Raw genomic sequence first — 18,561 nt, 5'->3', positions numbered from 1 at the left:
CGCTGGCCATGGACACGCCCGGTTCAGCGCCGCCGCTGATACCAGAAGCCCAGCGCGTCCCGGGTCTGCAGCATGCGTCGCCCGCGCCACAGAAAGCGCAGCAGCAAACCCAGATGCTCACGTTTGGAAAAACTGCGCAATTTGCGGTCCGAGGTATGCACGGTCTGGCGCAGGATCACGAAGCGCCCGCAGCGCGCCAGTGCGCGACTCAAGGCCACATCTTCGCCGGCGTAATAGCGCGTATCGAAGCCACCCGCACTGATGAAGGCCACGCGGGTGCAGAACAGAAAGCATCCCGGCGCGATGCCGGCGATGCGGAACAGCCAGCCGAAGATGGCCTGCGCAGTGCGTTCGAACCACACGCGCTCGCCATGCAGGTGGACCTGCGCGCCTCCACCCACCGCGCCGGCATCCAGCGCCTGCAGCGCTGCGCCAACCACCTGCGGGTTGACCTGGGTGTCGGCATCCAGGAACAGCAGGCGCTCGCCATGCGCGGCCTGCGCGCCTGCGTTGCGGGTGGCGGCGATATGTCGTCGCTGTACTTCCAGTACCTGGGCACCGTTGGCGCGTGCGATGGCGGCGGTCTCGTCGTCGCAGGCATCGGCCACCACGATCACTTCGTAGTCCAGCTGCATTGCCTGCGCGCAGGCATGCAGGCAGTGCAAGGTGTCGCCGATCAGTGCGGCCTCGTTATGGGCGGGGATCACGAAGGACAGCATGGGTGCGGCCCGTGGAGAGATGACGGGCAGTGTGAGGGCGGCGGCGATGCAGTGGTGTGAGTGAGCAGCCACCGTGCTGATCCGCTGCCGCGATGCGGGCGGGATCCGGTGGGTGGTGCAGCGCCTGCCGGATGTAGACCGGCTGCAAGGCCTGGCACCCCACTTCCTGCAGATCACTATCTACAACCCATTACATGGGTCCGACCGCATGGCTGCCGCGACGAGGCGGCCATGCGGTGGTTCTCAGCGATGCACCGAGCCCATGGTCGCTTCCGGATACCGGGTACCGGCCGCGGCCTGGGGCGGAAAGATCGCATCGATGCGCGCCAGTTCGTCGGGCATCAACGCCACGTCGAGCGCGGCGAGGTTCTCTTCCAGGTAGGCCAGGCGCTTGGTGCCGGGGATCGGGACCAGGTCCTGGCCCTGTGCCAGCACCCAGGCCAGGGCCAGTTGCCCGGGCGTGATGCCCTTGTCGGCGGCAATCGCCTTGACCTGCTCCACCAGCTGCAGGTTGCGGGTGAAGTTTTCGCCCTGGAAACGCGGCGAATGGCGGCGGTAATCGTCGGCATCGAAGTCGTCGGGTGACGAGAACGCGCCGGTGAGGAAACCACGCCCCAGCGGCGAGTACGGCACGAAGCCGATGCCCAGTTCACGCACGGTGGCGAACACGCCGTTGTGTTCCGGCTCGCGCGACCACAGCGAATATTCGGTTTGTACCGCGGTGATGGGATGCACCGCATGCGCACGGCGGATGGTGGTGTCGGCCGCCTCGGACAACCCGAGGAAGCGCACCTTGCCCTGTTCGACCAGACGCGACATTGCCCCGACGGTGTCTTCGATCGGCACGTTGGGGTCCACGCGATGCTGGTAGTACAGGTCGATGTGCTCCACGCCCAGGCGACGCAGGCTGGCCTCGCAGGACGATTGTACATAGGCCGGGCTGCCATCGATGCCGCGCACGTCCGGATTGTTCGGATCGAGCTTGATGCCGAACTTGCTGGCCAGGAAGACTTCGTGCCGGCGCGTGGCAATCGCCTTGCCGACCAGCACTTCGTTCGTGTGCGGGCCGTACATGTCGGCGGTATCGAGCAGGCTGACGCCACGGTCGAGCGCGCGATGGATCACCGCGATCGACGCCACTTCATCGCTGCGATCGCCATAGAACGCGCTCATGCCCATGCAACCCAGGCCAAGTGCGGAAACGGTGGGGCCTGAACGGCCAAGCGTACGGGTTTGCATGAGAGGGAGAGCTCCGTGAAGCAGGGTAGGCGGGCAGAGTGGTGTGGTGTGCGTTAGCGCGATGTGGTTCGACCGCTAAGGCATGACGGCGTCGCGCGGTAGTGGTGAAGATCTGGTCGGTGCCTGAGTCACCTTGCTTCCGGATTCGACAGGCGCCTGGGCAATCGGCCACGCACCACGCCGACGGCCGCGCATGCTGATTCCCGTGTCGAGGTCGCTGGCACTGTGTGCGGGTAGGCACGTGCACAGGGAATCATGCAACGAAGAATGCTGCAGCCCTTACCGCATCGCCGTGCGTGGGCAGTAAGGACGACGCTGCAAGCGGCGCTCAGGACAAGGCCGGGTCGATCGCAAGGTTCAAAGGTTCAAAGGTTCAAAGGTCGTTGGCCGACAGCAATCGTCGAAGCCAACCGCCTCATCAACCGCAGCCACACGTGGTGTGAATCGCACCAGCCGATCGCCCGTGCGCTGCAGGCGCCATGCAAGGTCATCTACTCACCGCACCCACAAGCACTCACGCGCCTGTCCCACCCATGCAACCCGACACTGAGCACCACCTGCGTGCATCCGCCTGCGCCAAAGCAGGTACACGCGCGCAGCTGCCGCTGGCTTAGCCGCTGAGCTTGTTGGCGAATTCGGCAACGCGCTTGCCGAACAGCCGGGCGGTTTCCAGATCGCCTGCGCGCGGCGCCTCGTCCGGCGAGGCGTCCGATGGCGAAATGGCCAGTGCGCCGCCCCAGCCACCGGTCCAGTTCACATCCTGCGGCCCGTGCGCCTTGGTGTTGGACGGCGGCAGGCCGGTGCCGACCCAGACCTGCCCGTGCTGCTGCGACAGGGTCCACAGGTACTGGATGGTGGCGTACTTGTCGCCGTTCGCCGAGGCGGAGTTGGTAAAGCCGGCGGCGACCTTGTCCTTCCATGCCTGCGCAAACCACGGTTTGGAGCTGTCGTCGGCAAACTTCTTGAACTGCCATGCCGGGCCGCCCATGTAGGTGGGGCTGCCGTAGATGATGGCGTCCGCGGCCGCCAGCGCATCCCATGTCTCGGCGGGCAGGGTGCCGTCCTGGTCGATGCGATACAGCGTGGCCTCGCCAGCGCTGGCCGCCCCTGCGTGCACCGCCTCGGCCTGCTTGACGGTGTGGCCGTAGCCGCTGAAATACACGATGGCGATCTTGCTCATGGGTGCTCCTGCTGATCGGGGAGCCGGATTGTGGGCACACCGACGGCGACAGATGAATGACCACGCACGGAACGAACTGTACCGCGGCCAGTTTGGCGGTGCGCCCGCATGACGGCAGGCGGCGTGTCAGTGCGGGTCGGGCGCCGGCTCGGCCAGGTACTCGATCGGGTAGTCGATAAAGCTGCGCACCTTCGGCGCCAGGTGGCTGCGGCTGGTGTACACGGCGAAGATCCTGATAAAGCCAAGTTCGTATTCAGGCAGGATGCGCACCATCGGCCACTGGCCAGGTGCGCATCGGCCAGGAAGTCCGGTTGCAGCACGATGCCCTGGCCGGCCAGCGCCACCGCATTGAGGACATGGCCGTTGTTGGCGCGCAGGCGGCCCTGCAGACGCACATCGACATCGCCCTCGGGCCCCTGGAAGCGCACCTCGTCGCCGCTTGGCGAGTAGTGGGAGCGCAGGCGCTCGTGGCCGGCCAGGTCGGACGGGTGCGTCGGGGTCCCGGCGCGTGCCAGACAGGCCGGCGCCGCGCACGCCAGCACCCTGGCCCTGCCTAGTTGCCGCGCGATCAGCATCGGCGCCGGCTGGCGAACGATGCGGATGGCGACATCGAAACCTTCTTCGACCATGTCGACCAGGCGGTCGGACAGCGACAGGTCCAGTTCCACCTGTGGATAACGGGTGCGAAGCCGGGTAGCAACACGCCCAGGCGCTCGATCCCGTAGCTCACCGGCGCATTGACCCGCAGCACTCCGGACGGCTCCAGCGCCTGTGCGCCAGTGGTGGCTTCCAGGTCGTCCAGGTCGGCGAGCAACTGCAGGCAGCGCTGTAGTAGGCGGTGCCGGCGCTGGTGAGGCTAACCCGGCGCGTGGTGCGGTTGAGCAGGCGGGTGCCCAGCCGTTGTTCAAGGGCGGCGACCTGCCGGGTGACGCTGGCCGTGGAGCGATCCAGCGCCTCGGCGGCGGCGCTGAAGCCGCTGCGCTCGGCCACGGCGGTAAAAACACGCATCGCATCAGGGTATCCATGGACGTCTGATTGTTGCCTTCGTTGCAACAAATTATCCGAATTAAAAGCATTGATCGGAGACTTGTAAGTAATACGCTGGAGCGGTCCTCAACGGAGCGCCCGTCATGTCCACTTCTCGTGTCCTGCCCGGTACTGCTGCCCACGGCGCTGCGCCGCTGCGCATCAGTCTGGGGGCCCTGTTGCTGACCGTGCAGGCATTGTTGGGCGATGGCGCGTTGGCGCTGAAGCCGGCGCGCTGAACCCTGCCACTTTTCAAGGAGCCTTACATGCACCGCCTGCCATCGCTGTACATCTCGCACGGATCGCCGATGACTGCCCTGCAGCCGGGGCAGGTGGGGCAGCGTCTGACGGAACTGCGTCAGCTGCTGCCGCGGCCACGCGCCATCGTCGTGGCCAGTGCGCACTGGCTGGGGCGCCGCCCACTGGTCAGCGGCGCGTCGCGGCCCGGCACCATCCATGACTTCGGCGGCTTCCCTGCGCCGCTGTATGAGCTGAGCTATCCGGCACCTGGCGAGCCAGCAATGGCGCAGCAGATTGCGCGGCGGCTGGAGCAGGCCGGGCTGCAGCCGCAGCTGGATCCGGAGCGGGGTTTCGACCATGGCGTGTGGGTGCCGTTGCGACTGCTGTATCCGGCGGCGAATATTCCGGTGGTATCGCTGTCGATCCAGCCAGAACTCGGCCCGGCCCATCAGTTCGCGCTGGGGCGCGCGCTGGCGCCGTTGCGCGAGGAGGGGGTGTTGGTGATCGGCTCCGGCAGCATCACCCACAACCTGCACGATTTCCGCCACGGCTACAGCGCCGAGCGTGAAGCGCCGTATGTGCGGGCCTTCATCGACTGGACCGAGCGCAAGCTGCTGGACGACGACATCCCGGCATTGCTCGACTACCGTCGCCAGGCACCGTATGCCGAGCGGGCGCATCCCAGCGACGAGCACCTGCTGCCGCTGTATTTGGCGATGGGCGCCGCCGGGAGCGATCAACTCGGCGCGCAGCGCATCGATGCCGGCATCGACCAGGGCTTTCTGGCCATGGACCTCTACCGCTTCGACGGCGACACCGCGCTGGCCGCCTGAGCCGGCAGGCATCCGGTGCAGCCGTGGCAGCTGCATCCGCATGTTCTGAAGCATTCACGATCAGCTGCGTTGCAGTCTCATAGGCTGAGACGCCCAGGTTGCATGCTGCCCGCGTGAAAATCCTCGACAAGCTCGCCGTCCTCGCCGACGCTGCCAAATACGACGCGTCCTGCGCCTCCAGTGGCGCCAACAAGCGCAATTCGCTGGGAACCGGCGGTATCGGCAGTACCGAGGGCATGGGCATCTGTCACTCGTATACGCCCGATGGCCGTTGCGTGTCGTTGTTGAAGATCCTGCTGACCAATTTTTGCGTGTTCGACTGCGCCTATTGCGTCAACCGCGTGTCCAGCAATGTGCGCCGCGCGCGCTTCACGCCGGAAGAGGTGGTCACGCTGACGCTGGATTTCTACAAGCGCAATTACATCGAAGGCCTGTTCCTGTCCAGCGGCATCATCCGCAACTCCGACTACACCATGGAACAGCTGGTGGACGTGGCGCGGCAGTTGCGCGAAGAGCATCACTTCGCCGGCTACATCCATCTCAAGACCATTCCCGATGCCGCGCCGGACCTGCTGGCCGCGGCCGGCCGCTATGCGGACCGCCTGAGCATCAATGTGGAACTGCCCACCGAGCAGGGCCTGACGCAACTGGCGCCGGAAAAAAGCGTGGGCGGCATCCGCTCGGCCATGGGCGAGCTGCGCTGGCGCATCGAGGAGAACCAGCTCGAGCGCAAGGCCGAAACCGTGCGCCGCGCCAAGCCGCCGCGGTTTGCGCCGGCCGGGCAAAGCACGCAGATGATCGTCGGCGCCGACGATGCCAACGACCGCAGCATCCTGGACACCAGCCACAATCTCTACGGCAATTACCGCATGCGCCGGGTGTATTACTCCGCCTTCAGCCCGATCCCGGATGCCTCCTCCAAGCTGCCGCTGCAGGCGCCGCCGCTGCAGCGCGAGCATCGGTTGTACCAGGCCGACTGGTTGCTGCGGTTCTACGAGTTCAGCGTGGAAGAGATCGCGCCGGCGCAGTCCAGCGGCATGCTGGATCTGGACGTGGATCCGAAGCTGGCCTGGGCGTTGCGCAATCCCGAACGCTTTCCGGTGGATCTGAATGTGGCGCCGCGCGAGATGTTGCTGCGGGTGCCGGGCCTGGGCACGCGCAATGTGGAGCGGCTGCTGTTGTCGCGCCGGCATGCGCGCCTGCGCGTGGGCGATCTGGCGCGGTTGCGGGTGCCGATGAAGAAGCTGCTGCCGTTCGTGAGCGTGCTGGATCATCATCCGCGGCAACGCCTGGATGATCCGGTGCGGTTACGGGCGCAGCTGGCGCCGGCGCCTCGGCAGGCGGGGTTGTTTGATTGAGGTGTGGGCAGGATGAGTGCGTGATGTGCGTGTGATGGTTGCTGCGGTTGACGGGAGTGGGTGCGGAGCACGGCAAGTGCAAGGCACAGCAAGTGCAAGGCTTTCGCGCCTGCGGCGCGAGTGACTTTTGTCTTGGCAAAAGTCACCAAAACCGTTGTCGCCGACGCGATCCGGTGCGATACAGCCGCACCGGTCCCCTGCGCTCCTCGCCATGCGCGGCACGGCGCCCAAACTCGCTTCGCTCAGACAAGGGCGCCTCTTCGGCCGCGCATGACTGCGGTGCTCGGCTCGCTCTAAGGCGATAGGGTGAAGCAGGATCAACGGCAACGGCAACGGCAACGGCAACGGCAATAGCAATAGCAATAGCAATAGCAATAGCCGCGAATTTTGCTTGCTGGAGTTGCCGGAAGCAGGGTGGGGCGGTAGAAGCCCCCATGGGAACAGTCGTAGGAATTCCTTCAGTAGTGGCACTAGCAGTCGTAAGACGGCAGTGGCGGTGGTGGTTTCGTCTTTGTAGGAGTGTGGTGTCGATGTTCAGCGCTGAGGTGGAACCTGCGTGGAGTTTCGAGGCGTGGCGTGCGTTGGCGCGGGCGGGGTGGTGTGCGCAGGTGGAGCCTGACCATGTGGCGTGGAATGGGGGCGCGCAGGGGGGGGTGCTGATGGGCCAGGGGCTGTTGGAATCGCCGGTGGTAGCCGCGCCGCCGCGGGTATCGGCTGATTTCATGCAGCTGGCCGCATCGGTGCTGTGCCATCGCGATCCGCAGCGGCATGCGGTGTTGTATCGATTGTTGTGGCGGATTGCCTCGGGCGAGAAAGCGCTGCTGGAGCGCGCCACCGATGTGGACGTGCATCGCTTGCGGCAATGGCAGAAGTCGGTGCAACGCGATTCCCACAAGATGAAGGCGTTCGTGCGCTTTCGCCGGCTGCCGGGCGAAGAAGAAGACTTCGTGGCCTGGTTCGAGCCGGAACATCACATCGTGGACCGCGTTGCCCCGTTCTTCGCACGGCGCTTCGCCGGCATGCGCTGGGCGATCCTCACTCCGTATCGCAGCGTGCGCTGGGATGGCCAGGCCCTGGCGTTCGGCGAGGGAGCCGTGCGTACGCAGGTGCCGGCCGACGACGCGCAGGAGGCCCTGTGGCGCACCTACTATGCGCACATCTTCAATCCGGCGCGGCTCAATCCCACCATGATGCGGCAGGAAATGCCGCAAAAATACTGGAAGAACCTGCCTGAAGCAGCCTTGCTGCCGGAGCTGATCCGCGAGGCCGGGGTGCGCGTGCGCGAGATGGCCGAGCGCGCGCCCGAGCCGGTACGCCGCCGCGTGCCGGTGGCGCCGGTACCCGCTGCCGTCGAAGCGACGCAGAGCATCGCGCAGTTGCGCGCGGCGGCGCGCGATTGCCGGCGCTGCCCGTTGTGGCAGCCGGCTACCCAGACCGTCTTCGGCGAAGGGCCGGAGGATGCAGCGGTGATGGTGATCGGCGAGCAGCCCGGCGACGAAGAGGATCTGAGCGGGCGTCCCTTTGTCGGGCCGGCTGGGCGCTTGTTCACGATGGCCCTGGGCGAGTTGGGCGTGGATCGCAGGACGTTCTACGTCACCAATGCGGTCAAGCACTTCCGCTTCGAGCAACGCGGCAAGCGCCGCCTGCATCGCAATCCCGAGCGCACGCATGTGCAGGCCTGCAGCGGTTGGTTGCAGGCCGAGCGCGCCCAATTGCGTCCCGCGCAGATCGTGTGTCTGGGCGCCACCGCAGCACAGGCAGTGCTGGGCAGCAGGTTTCGGCTGATGCAGGAGCGCGGGCAGTGGCAACGCCTGGACGACGGCACACCGGTGCTGGCCACGGTGCATCCGTCCTGGGTGCTGCGGCAGGGATCGGAGTCGGCGCGGGAAGAGGGGTATCGCGGCTTTGTGGAGGATCTGCGTCAACTGCTTTCGGTGCCCGGCGCAGCGCCACCGCGTGGCGCCAACAATGCCTAGACGGGCCCCAGCAACACCTGGAGACATCTCGGAAACGCCTGGGAAAAGCAACAGCGCCTGGAAAAAAATGCGCGTGCATGTGCACGCGCACGGTGTCGCTGCTCGATTGACACCAAGGGAGCGCGTGGCATGCCGCGCGTTCCGTCACTGCCGCGTTGCGGCGATGGTGCAGGCTGCGATGGCGGGCCTTGCGCAGTGCAAGGACGCGCGCACCGCAGTTGCCGCGAAGGCGCAGGGGCATCACGGCATGCAGTAAGGCATCCCAATGGCGCATCGCGCGGGCCGGGGCGCCCCTGCATGACATGTTGCTCGAAGGCTGCACTGCGTGACTGGCCGCTCGTACCAACCGGCCGACTGCATGCAGCGCTTACGGCATCAAGACCTTGTCGACCACGTGGATCACGCCATTGCTCTGCATGACATCGGCAGTGGTGACGGTGGCGGTATTGCCTTTGGCGTCGGTGAGGGTGACTTTATTGCCGTTGAGCTTTGCGGTGAGCGATTCACCCTGTACGGTGGTCAGCATGGCGCTGCCGCCGCCGGCCTTGATCTTGGCGATCAGCGAGGCCGCATCCACCTTGCCGGGCACCACGTGATAGGTGAGCACCTTGGTCAGGGTGGGCTTGGATTCGGGCTTCAACAGCGTATCGACGGTGCCGGCAGGCAATGCGGCGAAGGCCGCGTTGGTGGGGGCGAAGACGGTGAACGGGCCAGGACCTTTCAGGGTCTCGACCAGGCCGGCCGCCTTGACCGCTGCGACCAGGGTGGTGTGATCCTTGGAGTTGGCCGCGTTGTCGACGATGTCCTTGGTGGCCAGCATCGGCGCACCGCCCACCATCGGGTTGGAGGCGGCGTACGCCGGCGCCGTTGCGGTGGTGAGGGCAATGGCGGCGGCAATGGCAAGCGACTTCAATGAGGTCTTCATGAGGCAGCGATCCTTTGGTAAGCGCGCACCGGCTGGCGACCGTAGACCCTGATACGCCGCAAGATGCCGCCCGGATGCATCACGCGATTTTTACATTATCGGAATTCCTGCCTGGGCTCGCTACGGCCATGGCAGGGCATCAAAAACAGCCTTCGCCAACGTGCGTGCAGGTGGAAGGCACCACGGTTATTCACATGGGCCTTATTGCGCGGGCCGCGATGGTATCGCCGGAGCTTGCGGCTGCTGCGCAGGCGCCCGCCGCTGCAAGCTATCGGCCGCACCGGCAATGGCGGGTTGCGGGGAATGGGAATTCACTGTCGATTCGGTGCGCATTGCCAACGTCAGGCTGCGTGAGAAGGTGGCGGCGCCTGGATGCCTAGCAGGCGGTGATACTGACGTACAGCTACAGGAATCTGGGCTTGGACGACAGCGCCGACTTCACCAATGCCGGGCCGTCGACGCTGGCGTTTTCAAAGGCCCATATAGGCATGGTCGATGCGAACGAGTCGGAGAATGTCGGCTCAGGCAGCTATCGGGTGCATATCGCGCTGGTGGAGGACGTCGATGGCCGCAAGGTCGGGCAGGAGATGAGCAAGGCGCAGTGGCCGTTCGCCTTTGCGAAGAAGGTCAGGACGGTCAAGGTCACGGTGGGGCATTACGAGTCCAGGCTGGTCGTGCACGAGACCACCTTTGTGGTCCGTGTGCAGGCTGCGCTGCCTGCGAAGCAGAGCAGGCACACGCCTGCACGGCACACCTGATCCCGCCATGCACGTGTCTTGCGTCGGCGGTGCTGTTGCCGGTCGGCGCTGGCGTGCGTGAGTTACCTGTGGCTGCTGGTGATGGTGATCCTGTCTGCGCACACGGCCGGTCACGCGCGTGCTCGGCGTACCGGGCCCGGCAGCAAGCGCGTGCCCCCTTGAGCAGGTGCTGCGCTGAAGCAGGTCCATCGCACAGTGATCGGTCAATCATGCTGGGTCGCGCGCAGCAGTGTGGCCAGGCGGACCGTCGAGACCACGCTGCGCGATAGCGCCGGGTGCAGTCAGACATGGCGGCCTGCGCCGCACGGCGATCCAATCGCTAGATCAGGCCGTGCAACCGCGCTGGATGTGGCTGCTCACGCCAGCGTCGCCGAAGAGATGCGACGAAGGTGACGCGTGCATGAGACCGCAAGACCCAGGGCGCGCGTGTAATCAGGCCAGTGTCCAGTGGCGCCCACTCAAAGCCACAGGATCCGATGCCAGCGACGGCATGCAGATGACGCCCCGGTGCCCACTTGCAATGCAGCCCCAGGCGCAGCGCGTGCGGCAACGATGGTTTCATCACCGGTTGCAAACCGGTATGTTCCCGTAGGTGCGTTGCCTGGCGTCGCCATGGACGATGTGGCGCGCTGCCATCTTTATCTTCCGGGTTTTGCATGCATTCGATCGATGTCGTCCTCGCCATGTTGCTGGCGGTCGCGGCCAGCGGTTACCTGATCCGCATCCTGCCGTTCTCGCTGCCATTGCCGTTGGTTCAGATCGCGCTGGGCGCGGTGGTCTCCGGCGTGTTCGATGCAGGGCACGAGCTGGAACCGGAACTGTTCTTCCTGTTGTTCCTGCCGCCGCTGCTGTTCCTGGATGGCTGGCGCATTCCCAAGCAGGGCCTGTTCCGCGACAAGGCAGCGATCCTGGAATTGGCGCTGGGTCTGGTCATCTTCACCGTGGTGGGCGCCGGCGTCCTGATCCACTGGTTGATCCCGGCGATGCCACTGGCGGTGGCGTTTGCGCTGGCGGCGATCATTTCGCCCACCGATCCGGTGGCGGTGTCCTCGATCGCCTCCAAGGTGCCGATTCCCAAGCGCCTGATGCACATCCTGGAAGGCGAGTCGCTGCTCAACGATGCCTCGGGCCTGGTGTGCTTCCAGTTCGCGGTGGCCGCCGTGCTGACCGGCACCTTTTCGGTGGCGACCGCTTCGCTGACCTTCCTGTGGGTGGCGCTGGCCGGGCTGGCGCTGGGCGTGGCCACCACCTTCGGCCTGAGCCGCATCCAGGCCTGGATCTGGCGGCATTTCGGCGAAGAGCCCGGCTCGGCGATCCTGGTCAACCTGCTCACCCCGTTTGCAGCCTACCTGTTGGCCGAAGCCTTCCATGCCTCCGGCATCCTGGCCGCGGTGGCCGCCGGCATCACCATGAGCTACGTAGAAATGGCCGGCAACGCGCCGGGCAACATGCGCCTGCAGCGTTCGGCCGTCTGGGACACGGTGCAGTTCACCTTCAACGGCATCATCTTCGTGCTGCTGGGCGAGCAGTTGCCAGGCATCCTGGATGGCGCGGTGCGCAGCGTGCAGGAGGCCGGGCACCTCAATCCGTGGTGGCTGGCGGTCTACGTGGCCACCATCAGCGCCAGCCTCATGGCGCTGCGCTTCGTGTGGGTGTTCCTGTCGCTGCGCTGGAACCTCTTCAAGGCACAGCGGCGCGGCGAGGCGCACGTGAGCCCGCCGTGGCGGATCGTGGTGGCGGTGTCGCTGGCCGGCGTGCGCGGGGCGATCACCCTGGCCGGCGTGTTGACGCTGCCCTTGGTGTTGAACGATGGCTCGCTGTTTCCGGCCCGCCAGCTGGCGATCTTCCTGGCTGCCTCGGTGATCCTGGTGTCGTTGCTGGTGGCCAGCGTGGCCTTGCCGCGGCTGTTGCGCGGGCTGGAATTGCCGGAAGAGGAAGACGAGCAGCAGAAGGAAGACCTCGCGGTGAAGGCGGCCTCGCAGGCCGCGTTGGAGGCGGTGGAAAAGCTGCGCCAGCGGCTGGTGGAAGACAGTGCGCATGCCGAGCGCTACAACGCCGCCGCCAACCAGGTCAGCCAGCGCTATCAGCGCAAGCTGGGCGCGGTCGACATGGCCGAGACCGATCCGGAAGAAGCCGGCGCTTACGAACAGGCATTGCGCCAGTTCCGCCACGCGGCCCTGGTGGCCGAACGCAACGAGTTGTTCAAGCTGGCCCGACGGCGCGAGATTTCCGACGACCTGTCGCGGCGGCTGGTGCGCAATCTGGATCTGATCGAGTCGCGCAAGCGCGCTTGAGCGCGCGGGAATCGGGATTCGAGAATAGGGAATCGTAACAGCCCGGGCAATGACCACGGCGGTCGTAGGAGCGCCCCCGGGCGCGACCGGGCGGTCCCGATACACGTCCGGCCACAAGGATGTCAGCAGTGCAGCCCTTGAGCGGATGCAATGCGCAACCTGCGGGTCTTGTGCGTTTGCACCAGTCACCAGGCAAACCACGGGTCGGGAGACACCATCCCACCAGACCCCCTCCCATCATCACGGCGCGCGGCCTACCCTGTGGCGCTCATCGTTGCCGTGCACAGCCCATGACGCCCATCGTTTCCATCCAGGGAGTGAGCAAGACCTACGCCGGCGGTTTCCAGGCGCTCAAGCAGGTGGATCTTCAGATCCGGCGCGGCGAGATCTTCGCGCTGCTCGGTCCCAACGGCGCCGGCAAGACCACGCTGATCAGCATCGTCTGCGGGCTGATCAACCTCAGCACCGGCACTGTCCTGGCCGACGGCCACGACATCGTGCGCGACTACCGCGCCGCGCGCGCCAGCATCGGGCTGGTGCCGCAGGAGCTGGCCACCGATGCATTCGAAACGGTGTGGGCCACCGTGCGCTTCAGCCGCGGCCTGTTCGGAAAGCCGGCCAACCCGCAGTACCTGGAAACCATCCTGCGCGAGCTGTCGCTGTGGGACAAACGCAACAACAAGATCTCCACGCTCTCTGGTGGTATGAAGCGGCGGGTGTTGATCGCCAAGGCGCTGGCGCACGAGCCGCGCATCCTGTTCCTGGACGAGCCCACCGCCGGGGTGGACGTGGAGCTGCGCCATGACATGTGGCAGATGGTGCGCCGGCTGCGCGAGCAGGGCACCACCATCATCCTGACCACCCATTACATCGAAGAGGCCGAAGACATGGCCGACCGCGTCGGTGTCATCAACCGCGGCGAGCTGGTGCTGGTGGAAGACAAGCACACCCTGATGCGCAAGCTCGGCAAGAAGCAGCTGACGCTGAGCCTGCAATCGCCGCTGCAGGTAGTGCCCGCCACGCTGGCGGACCTGCCGCTGGAGCTATCGGCCGATGGCAACAGCCTGATCTATACCTTCGATACGCAGGCCGAGCAGACCGGCATCGGTGCATTGCTGCGCCGGCTCAACGAGCACGGCATCGACTTCAAGGACCTGCATTCCAGCGAGAGTTCGCTGGAAGAGATCTTCGTCAATCTCGTGCATGGCGCACGCAACGCGGAGGCGCGCGCATGAACCTGCATGCGATTGCCGCGATCTACCGTTTCGAAATGGCGCGCGCCTTCCGCACGCTGACCCAGTCGATCGCCTCGCCGGTGTTGTCGACCTCGTTGTACTTCGTGGTGTTCGGTGCGGCGATCGGCTCGCGCATGGGCGATATCGACGGCATCAGCTACGGCGCCTTCATCATCCCCGGCCTGGTGATGTTGTCGCTGCTCAACGAGAGCATCTCCAATGCCTCATTCGGCATCTACATGCCGCGCTGGGCCGGCACGATTTACGAGGTGCTGTCCGCGCCGGTGGCATGGTGGGAAATCGTGCTCGGTTACGTGGGTGCAGCAGCCACCAAGTCGGTGATGCTGGGGCTGTTGATCCTGCTCACCGCGCGGCTGTTCGTGCCATACGAGATCGCCCACCCGGTGTGGATGCTGGGCTTTCTGGTGCTCACCGCGCTGACCTTCAGCCTGTTCGGTTTCATTATCGGCATCTGGGCCGATGGCTTCGAGAAACTGCAGGTGATTCCGCTGATGGTGGTGACGCCGCTGACCTTCCTGGGTGGCAGCTTCTATTCGATCAACATGCTGCCGCCGCTGTGGCAGAAGGTCACCCTGTTCAATCCGGTGGTGTACCTGATCAGCGGGTTCCGCTGGAGCTTCTACGGCAAGGCCGACGTGCACATCGCGGTGAGTACCGGCATGACGTTCCTGTTCCTGCTGGTGTGCCTGGGCGTGGTGGCGGCGATCTTCCGCAGCGGCTATCGCCTCAAGGCGTGAGTGCACCACGGTGCCGGCATGCCGGCACCGTGGTGCATTGCGCAGCGCGATCGCAGGGCAGCGCTTGATGGGCCGCACAACGCCAGGCGCGTGCGTGGGCGGTGCGGTCGTCGCCACCGCAGCCGCGGAGCGGTTTTTATGCTGCATGGTCGATCCTGTGATTGCTCGCTACCGTGCGCATGCCGCTGTTCTTATTCGGTAGCAGGCGCCGCGTCGGTCTTGGTATCCAGGTAATACGCGACGACCTCGCCCTTGACCTTCATCGTCATCGGGTTGCCTCGGCGGTCGCGGGCCTTGCCGACCTGCACCTTGATCCAGCCTTCGCTCATCGAGTATTCCTCCACGTTGTCGCGTTCGACACCGTTGAAGCGCACGCCGATGCCGCGGTTGAGGGCGTCGGCATCGTGGAACGGGCTGCGTGGGTCGATGGCCAGGTGATCGGGAGGGGTATCGCTCATGGGAAAGGCGTCATGACCGGCCGGGATGGTGGTCTTCGGCCGCACAGGATACGGGCCTGTGCCGGGAAGACCAGCCCCGCCATCGCAGATGCATGCGGCGGCCGGTTTGCTTGCGCGGCGCCAGGCCTCACACTTCGCACCTGCAATCCTTGAGCGAGACCGCCATGCCCGACAACAGTGCCGATTACGAAGACGACGAAGGCCTGCAGCCCGAAGGCGACGAAGACGATGTCGACGACCATCCGGCGCGGGTCTGGAACCTGCTGGTGCTGATCAACCCGGGCGACGAAGACACCGCCTTGGGTCAGTTCGATACCTGGCGCGAGGCGCAGGCCGACGCAGACGACGACGGCGATGACGCCTGGCTGTGGACGCTGAAGGACGTGATCGACTGGCGCTCGGGCTTCTATGTCGACTGGAAGGACACCGATTCGTTCATCGCCGCCATCGACGAGCTCAGCGCGCGCTGGAACCTGCGCATCGACTGGGGCGGCGACTTGGACGACGAAGACTTCGCCGGTAACCTCGACGTGCCCGACCTGATGGCCGTGGCCTTCGACCGCCTGCGCGAGCACGGCTATTCGCTGTGGAACTGGAATACCGGCGGCGACGCCTATGCCGGCTGGATTGCGCTCAGCCGCGACGACGACGCCATGCTGGCGCTGACCTCGCTGTTGGGGGTGGAAGTGCGGCTGGGGAATGAAGCGTTCTGAGGGGCCGGGATTGGGGATTGGGGATTGGGGATTCGGGATTCGGGATTCGGGATTCGGGATTCGGGATTCGGGATTCGGGATTCGGGATTCGCAGGAACGATGTGTGGGTGTGGTTGTGTCGAGCCGCAGTGGTGCGTGCTGCCGAAGCAGCATGCCAAGCGCCTGGTGGCCACTAAGGTCTGCCGCGCAGGCATGGTCCACGGCCCAGCGATTACCACGTAGGAGCGTGCCTGCGCGCGACGGGCGTTACCGGGAGGGCTCCTTGCGCTCAGGCGCGCTCCTACAACGGCGTGCCGTTATGGTGCGGAGGGGATGCCGCCGGTCGTGAAGTTGCAGGCCTCTTTACCAGGAGGCTTCCACGGCCCAGCGATTGCGACGTAGGAGCGTGCCTGCGCGCGACGGGCGTTACCGGGAGGGCTCCTTGCGCTCAGGCGCGCTCCTACAACGGCGTGCCGTTATGGTGCGGAGGGGATGCCGCCGGTCGTGAAGTTGCAGGCCTCTTTACCAGGAGGCTTCCACGGCCCAGCGATTGCGACGTAGGAGCGTGCCTGCGCGCGACGGGCGTTGCCGGGAGGGCTCCTCGCGCTCAGGCGCGCTCCTACAACGGCGTGCCGCCAATCAGGTTGCGGCCATCGCCGTTACGACTCCCCAATCCCGATTTCCCAATCCCCGCCTCAAGGCACCTCGCCGCGCGCCTGTGCACGCGCGTTGGCGATCAAGGCCTTGAGCAAGGCACGGTCGGTGTGGCGGGAGATCGCAATGGCACCGAGTGCGATCGCTTCGGCGCGTAGCGTTGCGGACACATCGTAGTGCGCGCCGCTGAGTTTGTTCTGGAAGGCGCGGCGGGGAATGCCCAGCCGCGCCGCCATTGCATGCAGCTCGTCCAGCGTATCGCCGAGCAGGTGCGCCCAGCGCTGCTCGCGCCACGGATGCACCGCATCGTCGACGTAGACGGCCACGGGCAGGCCCTTAGGCCTTCTTGCCCTTCTTCTTGCCGCCGTCGGTTGCGTCGTCGGCGTCGTCCTGCGACGCGTCGCCTGCGGTCTCGGCAGCGGCGTCTTCGGCGGTGGCATCAGCATCGGCATCGGTGTCCGCGTCGGCATCTGCCTGGGCATCGCTTGCCTCGGCGTCTGCGTCTTCGGCTTCGCCGTCGTCGCCTTCAGCACTGCTGTTCTCGAACTCGGACACCAGCGTGGTCAAGTATTCCTCGGCGGTCTGGCCTTCGTCGGCGGCCAGGTCGTCGATCATCTGCTGCAGCTGGGTCGAATAGTCCAGCGAGATGGTCTTGCCTTCGGCTTCCTGCAGGTTGGCCAGGTGCTTGAGCATGGCCAGCATCGGCACCGGGTTGTCGGCGCTGCCCATGGTCTGGCCGCCGACCGACAGCATCCACTCGCTGCCGCCCTGCAGGCCGATGGCGGCCACCACGCGCCCTTCGGCGTCCTGCAGCACGGCATGGTTGGTGACCTGGGGCGCCTGGCCCAGACGGGCGAAGGGGCGCTTGGGCTGCTGCTTCTTGCGCTTGTCGCGCTTGGCCTTGGAAGTGCGGGACACGGTGCTCTCGACGCTGGGAATGGCCGGCCATTCTAGAGCGTACGCCGCACGATGCGATGAGCGGCGCATGCCGCCAGGCACGGCCGGTGAGCAAGGCCGGCGTCAGCTGCCGCGGCGACGACTCACTGCGTGGACGGCACCCCTTCCACTGCCACCCGCGGCGCGGCCACGGCCGCTTCAGCCGCCCTGGCGAGCGCGGCGGCCGAGGCCACCTGGGCGCTGGAGGACAACCGCGGTGCGTCAGCGCGCGGCGCGGCGACCGTCGCTGCCGGTGCCGGTGCCGGTGCCGGTGCCGGTGCGGTCGGCGCGGCGCTGTCTGCGGGCTTGCCCACGGTCGCGGTGCCGGTGGCCGCCGCGCCGCTCAGGTCGGGCACATGGGTGTCCGCATCCGGCATCGGCTTGCCCAGCGCCACACCCTGGCCGGCACCGGCCAGCGCGGCCTGCTCGGCGTCCTGGGTCATGACCACGATGCTGATGCGGCGGTTCACCGGGTTCTGCGGGTCGGTCTTGTCGAACAGCACCGACGAAGACAGCCCCACCACGCGGGTGACCTTGGCGTCTTCCATGCCGCCGCCCACCAGCGCGCGGCGCGCGGCGTTGGCGCGGTCGGCGCTGAGTTCCCAGTTGGTGTAACCGGCATCGCTGCTGTAGGCGGTGGTGTCGGTATGGCCGGTGATGCTGATGTGGTTGGGCACCTGATTGATGAAGCTGGCCAGCTCGCGCAGGATGTCCACCGTGTACGGCTTGAGCTGGTCGCGGCCGATGTCGAACATCGGGCGGTTCTGCTTGTCCACGATCTGGATGCGCAGGCCATCGGGCGTGAGGTCCAGCAGCAACTGGTCCTTGAACGGCTCCAGCGCCTGGCTCTTGTCGATGGCTTCCTTCAGGTCCTGCATCAGCGCTTCCAGGCGCTGCTTGTCCTTGGCGCGGCTGTCCACGTCCGTATCGGCCGCGTTGTCGCGCTTGCGGCCCATTTCGTCCTTCTGCCCCTTGGCCATGTCGGCGGTGCCGCCGAGCTTGATCATCGAGGTGCTGGCGCCGCCGGGGCCGTTCATGCCGGGCGAGGGCGCCGGCGACTTGCCGGACAGCGGGCTGGGGTTGCGGAAGTATTCGGAGATCGCCGCGCGCTGTTCCTTGGTGGTGGCGGCCATCAGCCACAGCACCAGGAAGAAGGCCATCATCGCGGTCACGAAGTCGGCAAAGGCCACCTTCCAGGCGCCGCCATGGTGGCCGCCGCCCTGCACCTTCTTGACCCGTCGGATGATGACGGTGGATTTGCCCTCGGCCATGACCGTGGC

Annotated in this window: 17 protein-coding genes and 1 pseudogene; 9 read left to right on the top strand and 9 right to left on the bottom strand. The window is 66.0% G+C overall.

What is annotated here, in order from left to right:
• Positions 1-23: 23 nt before the first annotated feature.
• The 4 genes and pseudogenes from XCSCFBP4642_RS0118590 to XCSCFBP4642_RS25275 form a co-directional block, all read right to left on the bottom strand.
• A complete protein-coding gene (locus XCSCFBP4642_RS0118590) occupies positions 24-719 on the bottom strand; it encodes a glycosyltransferase (RefSeq protein WP_029221093.1) in 696 nt (231 codons plus the stop codon).
• Between the two features lie 243 nt (positions 720-962).
• Entirely contained in the window at positions 963-1,958 is a 996-nt protein-coding gene (locus tag XCSCFBP4642_RS0118585; RefSeq protein ID WP_029221092.1) for an aldo/keto reductase, read from the bottom strand.
• A gap of 610 nt (positions 1,959-2,568) precedes the next feature.
• Complete coding sequence (locus XCSCFBP4642_RS0118580; RefSeq protein WP_029221091.1) at positions 2,569-3,138, bottom strand: flavodoxin family protein; 570 nt, start codon at positions 3,136-3,138, stop codon at positions 2,569-2,571.
• A gap of 126 nt (positions 3,139-3,264) precedes the next feature.
• Positions 3,265-4,146: pseudogene (locus XCSCFBP4642_RS25275) on the bottom strand (LysR family transcriptional regulator).
• A 122-nt stretch (positions 4,147-4,268) separates the two neighbouring features.
• On the opposite strand from XCSCFBP4642_RS25275, the gene XCSCFBP4642_RS30400 reads away from it, so the two are divergent.
• The 4 genes from XCSCFBP4642_RS30400 (at position 4,269) to XCSCFBP4642_RS0118540 (ending at position 8,571) form a co-directional block, all read left to right on the top strand.
• Positions 4,269-4,403 (top strand): hypothetical protein, encoded by a 135-nt coding sequence (locus tag XCSCFBP4642_RS30400; protein WP_266104013.1) that lies wholly within the window; start codon positions 4,269-4,271, stop codon positions 4,401-4,403.
• A 27-nt stretch (positions 4,404-4,430) separates the two neighbouring features.
• Positions 4,431-5,237, top strand: a complete 807-nt coding sequence (locus XCSCFBP4642_RS0118550) for a dioxygenase family protein (protein WP_029221088.1) — start codon at positions 4,431-4,433, stop codon at positions 5,235-5,237.
• Positions 5,238-5,350: 113 nt separating this feature from the next.
• Positions 5,351-6,595 carry a putative DNA modification/repair radical SAM protein gene (locus XCSCFBP4642_RS0118545; protein WP_029221087.1) on the top strand — a complete coding sequence of 415 codons (1,245 nt, stop codon included), beginning with the start codon at positions 5,351-5,353 and terminating at the stop codon, positions 6,593-6,595.
• Positions 6,596-7,125: 530 nt separating this feature from the next.
• On the top strand, positions 7,126-8,571 hold the full coding sequence (locus XCSCFBP4642_RS0118540; RefSeq protein ID WP_029221086.1) for a UdgX family uracil-DNA binding protein: 1,446 nt from the start codon (positions 7,126-7,128) through the stop codon (positions 8,569-8,571).
• Between the two features lie 367 nt (positions 8,572-8,938).
• Here the strand turns inward: XCSCFBP4642_RS0118540 and XCSCFBP4642_RS0118530 are convergent, their stop codons facing one another.
• The gene (locus tag XCSCFBP4642_RS0118530) at positions 8,939-9,496 is read right to left on the bottom strand and encodes a fasciclin domain-containing protein (RefSeq protein ID WP_029221085.1); all 558 of its coding nucleotides are present in this window, start codon (positions 9,494-9,496) and stop codon (positions 8,939-8,941) included.
• Between the two features lie 419 nt (positions 9,497-9,915).
• Between XCSCFBP4642_RS0118530 and XCSCFBP4642_RS25270 the strand changes: the two genes are divergently transcribed.
• From XCSCFBP4642_RS25270 to XCSCFBP4642_RS0118510, 4 genes are all read left to right on the top strand, one after another.
• Positions 9,916-10,254 (top strand): hypothetical protein, encoded by a 339-nt coding sequence (locus XCSCFBP4642_RS25270; RefSeq protein WP_228325684.1) that lies wholly within the window; start codon positions 9,916-9,918, stop codon positions 10,252-10,254.
• A gap of 656 nt (positions 10,255-10,910) precedes the next feature.
• Positions 10,911-12,548, top strand: coding sequence for a Na+/H+ antiporter (locus tag XCSCFBP4642_RS0118520; protein WP_029221084.1), 1,638 nt, complete (start codon positions 10,911-10,913; stop codon positions 12,546-12,548).
• Positions 12,549-12,838: 290 nt separating this feature from the next.
• A complete protein-coding gene (locus tag XCSCFBP4642_RS0118515) occupies positions 12,839-13,783 on the top strand; it encodes an ABC transporter ATP-binding protein (RefSeq protein WP_029221083.1) in 945 nt (314 codons plus the stop codon).
• The gene (locus tag XCSCFBP4642_RS0118510) at positions 13,780-14,541 is read left to right on the top strand and encodes an ABC transporter permease (RefSeq protein ID WP_029221082.1); all 762 of its coding nucleotides are present in this window, start codon (positions 13,780-13,782) and stop codon (positions 14,539-14,541) included. Before XCSCFBP4642_RS0118515 ends, XCSCFBP4642_RS0118510 begins: the two co-directional genes overlap by 4 nt.
• A gap of 191 nt (positions 14,542-14,732) precedes the next feature.
• Here XCSCFBP4642_RS0118510 and XCSCFBP4642_RS0118505 read toward each other — a convergent pair whose 3' ends face one another.
• Positions 14,733-14,999, bottom strand: a complete 267-nt coding sequence (locus XCSCFBP4642_RS0118505; protein WP_029221081.1) for a DUF3297 family protein — start codon at positions 14,997-14,999, stop codon at positions 14,733-14,735.
• A 164-nt stretch (positions 15,000-15,163) separates the two neighbouring features.
• Between XCSCFBP4642_RS0118505 and XCSCFBP4642_RS0118500 the strand changes: the two genes are divergently transcribed.
• Positions 15,164-15,712 carry a DUF6630 family protein gene (locus tag XCSCFBP4642_RS0118500; RefSeq protein ID WP_029221080.1) on the top strand — a complete coding sequence of 183 codons (549 nt, stop codon included), beginning with the start codon at positions 15,164-15,166 and terminating at the stop codon, positions 15,710-15,712.
• A 674-nt stretch (positions 15,713-16,386) separates the two neighbouring features.
• Here the strand turns inward: XCSCFBP4642_RS0118500 and XCSCFBP4642_RS0118495 are convergent.
• From XCSCFBP4642_RS0118495 to motB, 3 genes are all read right to left on the bottom strand, one after another.
• Entirely contained in the window at positions 16,387-16,671 is a 285-nt protein-coding gene (locus XCSCFBP4642_RS0118495) for a DUF4031 domain-containing protein (RefSeq protein WP_016900892.1), read from the bottom strand.
• A gap of 10 nt (positions 16,672-16,681) precedes the next feature.
• Complete coding sequence (locus XCSCFBP4642_RS0118490) at positions 16,682-17,263, bottom strand: hypothetical protein (RefSeq protein ID WP_029221079.1); 582 nt, start codon at positions 17,261-17,263, stop codon at positions 16,682-16,684.
• A 122-nt stretch (positions 17,264-17,385) separates the two neighbouring features.
• Positions 17,386-18,552 carry a flagellar motor protein MotB gene (gene motB, locus XCSCFBP4642_RS0118485; protein WP_029221078.1) on the bottom strand — a complete coding sequence of 389 codons (1,167 nt, stop codon included), beginning with the start codon at positions 18,550-18,552 and terminating at the stop codon, positions 17,386-17,388.
• Positions 18,553-18,561 lie beyond the last annotated feature (9 nt).

Origin of the sequence: Xanthomonas cassavae CFBP 4642, from assembly GCF_000454545.1 — a bacterium.
In the GTDB taxonomy this organism is placed as follows: Bacteria; Pseudomonadota; Gammaproteobacteria; order Xanthomonadales; family Xanthomonadaceae; genus Xanthomonas; species Xanthomonas cassavae.
The sequence above is the reverse complement of the archived record's forward strand: the minus strand, read 5'-3'. Positions and strand labels throughout refer to the sequence as shown.

Coding starts and splice junctions, on each gene's coding strand:
- XCSCFBP4642_RS0118590 (WP_029221093.1), bottom strand. CDS start 719: ATGCTGTCCTTCGTGATCCCCGCCCATAACGAGGCCGCACTGATCGGC.
- XCSCFBP4642_RS0118585 (WP_029221092.1), bottom strand. CDS start 1,958: ATGCAAACCCGTACGCTTGGCCGTTCAGGCCCCACCGTTTCCGCACTT.
- XCSCFBP4642_RS0118580 (WP_029221091.1), bottom strand. CDS start 3,138: ATGAGCAAGATCGCCATCGTGTATTTCAGCGGCTACGGCCACACCGTC.
- XCSCFBP4642_RS30400 (WP_266104013.1), top strand. CDS start 4,269: ATGTCCACTTCTCGTGTCCTGCCCGGTACTGCTGCCCACGGCGCTGCG.
- XCSCFBP4642_RS0118550 (WP_029221088.1), top strand. CDS start 4,431: ATGCACCGCCTGCCATCGCTGTACATCTCGCACGGATCGCCGATGACT.
- XCSCFBP4642_RS0118540 (WP_029221086.1), top strand. CDS start 7,126: ATGTTCAGCGCTGAGGTGGAACCTGCGTGGAGTTTCGAGGCGTGGCGT.
- XCSCFBP4642_RS0118530 (WP_029221085.1), bottom strand. CDS start 9,496: ATGAAGACCTCATTGAAGTCGCTTGCCATTGCCGCCGCCATTGCCCTC.
- XCSCFBP4642_RS0118520 (WP_029221084.1), top strand. CDS start 10,911: ATGCATTCGATCGATGTCGTCCTCGCCATGTTGCTGGCGGTCGCGGCC.
- XCSCFBP4642_RS0118515 (WP_029221083.1), top strand. CDS start 12,839: ATGACGCCCATCGTTTCCATCCAGGGAGTGAGCAAGACCTACGCCGGC.
- XCSCFBP4642_RS0118510 (WP_029221082.1), top strand. CDS start 13,780: ATGAACCTGCATGCGATTGCCGCGATCTACCGTTTCGAAATGGCGCGC.
- XCSCFBP4642_RS0118505 (WP_029221081.1), bottom strand. CDS start 14,999: ATGAGCGATACCCCTCCCGATCACCTGGCCATCGACCCACGCAGCCCG.
- XCSCFBP4642_RS0118500 (WP_029221080.1), top strand. CDS start 15,164: ATGCCCGACAACAGTGCCGATTACGAAGACGACGAAGGCCTGCAGCCC.
- motB (WP_029221078.1), bottom strand. CDS start 18,552: ATGGCCGAGGGCAAATCCACCGTCATCATCCGACGGGTCAAGAAGGTG.